At 69.3% G+C, this 2,747-nt stretch carries 4 protein-coding genes and 1 pseudogene; 2 read left to right on the top strand and 3 right to left on the bottom strand.

Features of this window, described 5'->3' with window-relative positions; genetic code table 11:
* The 3 genes and pseudogenes from RKP46_RS16075 to amrB all read right to left on the bottom strand — a co-directional run.
* Positions 1–197: pseudogene (locus RKP46_RS16075) on the bottom strand (AmmeMemoRadiSam system radical SAM enzyme); the annotation flags it as partial.
* Positions 194–772 (bottom strand): AmmeMemoRadiSam system protein A, encoded by a 579-nt coding sequence (amrA, locus tag RKP46_RS16070; protein ID WP_311107551.1) that lies wholly within the window; start codon positions 770–772, stop codon positions 194–196. The pseudogene RKP46_RS16075 and the gene amrA, both read right to left, overlap by 4 nt.
* Positions 738–1,592, bottom strand: a complete 855-nt coding sequence (gene amrB, locus RKP46_RS16065; protein WP_311107550.1) for an AmmeMemoRadiSam system protein B — start codon at positions 1,590–1,592, stop codon at positions 738–740. The genes amrA and amrB overlap by 35 nt, the downstream gene beginning before the upstream one ends.
* Positions 1,593–1,717: 125 nt before the next feature.
* Between amrB and ispD the strand changes: the two genes are divergently transcribed.
* A complete protein-coding gene (ispD, locus tag RKP46_RS16060) occupies positions 1,718–2,416 on the top strand; it encodes a 2-C-methyl-D-erythritol 4-phosphate cytidylyltransferase (RefSeq protein ID WP_311107549.1) in 699 nt (232 codons plus the stop codon).
* On the top strand, positions 2,413–2,747 hold a 335-nt coding region (gene ispF / locus RKP46_RS16055), incomplete at its 3' end, for a 2-C-methyl-D-erythritol 2,4-cyclodiphosphate synthase (RefSeq protein WP_311107548.1). The genes ispD and ispF, both read left to right, overlap by 4 nt.

Here is a 2,747-nt window from a genome sequence, read left to right as displayed (position 1 = left end):
GACGAGCGGCCGTAGGTGGTCAGCAGCATGCGGCCGCCGACATTCTGGCGAACGAAGCACGCGCCGCGCTGCCCGTCGTGCAGCTTGCAGTCGCGCGGGCAGAGGTCGCACTGGATGCGCTGGTCGGCGATCGCGTGCCACCAGCGCGCCGGGCAGGCGGATTCCGGTGTTTTCGGTCGATGCCCGGCGTCGTTCATCGCGCTGCCTCGTGCCACTTGCGGACCGCGTAGCGCGCCAGCACGACGTCGGCGTGCCAGAAATCGGCCGGCAGGCCGGCTTTCAGCTTCAGTTGGGCGAGGAAATCGCCTGGTGCGCGCAGTGATTCCCAGACTTGTGGCAGAAACGTCGCGCGCCGCCCACGGTAGCTCAGGATGAGGCCGTCGACCAATGGCCGCAAGCGGGCCAGCGCGTCGGCTTCGTCGCGCACTGGAAAGGGTTCGGCTGGCGTCAGCAGCGAGACTTCGACGCGCGTGCGCACGAATTCGTCCTTGCCCAGCGGCCGGAAGCGCGGGTCTTGGAAAGCGGCGGCGATGGCGTTGGCGGCGACATCGCGGGCCAGCGGCCGATGCGCTTCCAGGCTGCCGATGCAGCCACGCAACTGGCCCTGCTGGGTCAGCGTGACGAAAGTGGCCGCCGCTTCGCGGAGCTCGGCGAAGTCCGCGACGGCTTGCGCCGGGAAGGCGAAGCGTTCGCCGATCGCGTTGCGTGCAATGCGCAGCAGCGTGTCGCCGAAAGCGTCAGTGGATAGGCTGCTGGGCGTTTCGCTGGCCATTTCTGGACTCCGGGGAAAAACTGAACGCGCCGTAGCCGACGACGCGCGCCTTGTCGCCGGCGGTGTCGCCCGAATTGCGCAGGTCGACGAGTTGCGCCTGCAGGCCGTGCCGGCGCGCGGCGAGCAGCAGGCCATTGATCGGCGTCGCGCCACACGCCTGCTGGTGGTCGAGGTGCGCGTCGAGGGCCAGAATGTGGTGTGCCGTGCGCTGGTCGATGGCGCACGCCGTGGTATACGGCAGGTAGTGCGAGAGGTCGGAGCTGATCACGATCAGCGTTTCGTCACCGCCCCACAGACGTTCGAGCACCTCGGCCACCTGTTCGGCCGAAGCACGCCCGACGGCCAGCGGCACCAGGCTGAAATCGGCCAGGGCCGATTGCAGGAAAGGAAGTTGCACCTCGAGCGAGTGCTCGTAGGCGTGCGCCGCGTCGCTGACCACGACCTGCGGCAGTTGCAGGATATCTTCGCGGCTTGTCTGGTCGAGCAGAACCTCGCCGAGGGGTGTGGCGAAAGCGCTGACCGAGGGCAGCGCCAAGCCGTTGACCGGGACGCGATGCGTCGGACCGAGCAGGACGACCCGCCGGATCGTTTCGCGACGGGTGACGAGCGGCGCGTAGACGCTGGCGGCGATCGGACCGGAATAGACGTAACCCGCGTGCGGCGCGATGATCGCCTTGGCCGGCGAGGTCGGTGCCGTCGGCGGCGCTGGCGCGTGGGCCAGCAGGCGGCGCAGATCGCGCGTCAGAACGCTCGCCGCAGCGGAATAGAAGGTGCCGGCGACCGCCGGCGATCGGGTTGCGTGCCTTGCTTCGCTGCTCATCTTCGCGTTCCTTCGGTCTACCTTGGTGGTCGTTCGTCGGCGGTGGCCGGCTGCGTTGGCGGCGCGCCGCCCGGGCGAACCGTCATCGCGCGCCGTCCATTCTCCTGCTGCATTAAAATTAGCCGATGACAAGCCACTTCGCAATCGTTCCCGCAGCCGGCAGCGGCGCCCGTTTTGGCAGCCCGACGCCGAAGCAGTACGAGTTGCTCGCCGGTCGTCCGCTGATCCACTACAGCCTTGCCGTGCTTTGCGCCTGCCCGCTGATCGAGCGCGTCTGGGTCGTCCTCGCGCCGGACGACAGCGGCTGGCGGCGCTTCGACTGGACGCCCCTCGGGCCCAAGCTGGAGAGCGTATTCTCCGGTGGCGCAACGCGTTCGGCAAGCGTCGCCAATGGCCTGCGCGCGGCGGCAACCGCGGTTTGCGACGAAGACTGGCTGCTCGTGCACGACGCGGCGCGCCCTTGTCTGTCGTTGTCCATGCTCACCCGCCTGTGCGCCGAACTGGCCGACGATGCGGTCGGCGGCCTGCTCGCCGTGCCGCTTGCCGACACGCTCAAACGCGGCGACGACGAACAGCGCGTCGTGCGCACCGAGGCGCGCGACGGCCTGTGGCAGGCGCAGACGCCGCAGATGTTTCGCTACGGCCTGCTGCGCCGTGCGCTGGCCGAGCATCCGGCGGGCACCGACGAAGCGTCGGCGATCGAAGCCCTTGGTCTGCGGCCGCGCCTGGTGCGCGGCGACACGAGCAATCTGAAGGTCACCTATGCTGCCGATCTGCGCCTGGCTGAAATGATCCTGCGCGCTCGCAACGGAGGCGGCGAATGATTCGCGTCGGACAGGGCAGCGACATCCACGCGCTCGTTCCCGGCCGCCGACTGATCCTCGGCGGCGTCGATATCCCGCACTCCAGCGGCCTGCTCGCCCATTCCGACGGCGACGCGCTGCTGCACGCGATCATCGACGCGCTGCTCGGCGCGGCCGGACTCGGCGACATCGGCCGCCATTTCCCGGACACTGACGAACGCTACCGTGCCGCCGACAGCCGCAGCCTGCTGCGCGCGACGCTGGCGCTGCTGGCGCAAGGCGGCTGGCAGGTCGGCAACGTGGACGCGACGATCAGCGCGCAGCAGCCGCGCATGGCGCCGCACGTTGCGCA

The sequence above is a fragment of the Accumulibacter sp. genome (genome assembly GCF_031732815.1).
GTDB lineage: Bacteria > Pseudomonadota > Gammaproteobacteria > Burkholderiales > Rhodocyclaceae > Accumulibacter.
This window is presented reverse-complemented; position numbering and strand designations above follow the sequence as displayed.

Excerpts from the sequence above, each read along its gene's own strand:
- ispD (WP_311107549.1), top strand. The coding sequence starts at position 1,718 with ATGACAAGCCACTTCGCAATCGTTCCCGCAGCCGGCAGCGGCGCCCGT.
- amrA (WP_311107551.1), bottom strand. The coding sequence starts at position 772 with ATGGCCAGCGAAACGCCCAGCAGCCTATCCACTGACGCTTTCGGCGAC.
- amrB (WP_311107550.1), bottom strand. The coding sequence starts at position 1,592 with ATGAGCAGCGAAGCAAGGCACGCAACCCGATCGCCGGCGGTCGCCGGC.